The following is a 333-nucleotide window of genomic DNA, read 5'->3' as shown; positions in this document are numbered from 1 at the left end:
CTTCGCCAAACTCAAGGAATTCAAACGGATCGCACTGCGTAGCGACAAAACAGACAGCTCATTCGCCGCCATGATCTATCTCGCCGCAGCCGTCATACGGTCACGATGAATCTCAACAAGCCCTAATGAAAATGGCGCCCCGCCTGCCAAGGTAAGGCGCCAATCTCATGGGTTCCAAGGGCCTTTCGGCCTTTGGCGGGGTTGTCAGGGGCAGAGCCCCTCGGTGGGGGTTCGGGGGCTGTTCAGACTGGAGAGATGTTTGACAGGTGTACGGAGACATCCCTGACGGTTTTGAGATGGGGTGTTTCGTCCCTGAGGTCGAGTGTGGCGAGA

At 57.1% G+C, this 333-nt stretch carries 1 pseudogene; it reads left to right on the top strand.

Annotated elements, in window-relative coordinates:
* Positions 1-109, top strand: a pseudogene (locus GT007_RS22700) (IS5/IS1182 family transposase); the annotation flags it as partial.
* Positions 110-333 lie beyond the last annotated feature (224 nt).

The sequence above is a fragment of the Rhodovarius lipocyclicus genome, assembly GCF_009900765.1.
GTDB classification, from domain to species: domain Bacteria; phylum Pseudomonadota; class Alphaproteobacteria; order Acetobacterales; family Acetobacteraceae; genus Rhodovarius; species Rhodovarius lipocyclicus.
The sequence above is the reverse complement of the archived record's forward strand: the minus strand, read 5'-3'. Positions and strand labels throughout refer to the sequence as shown.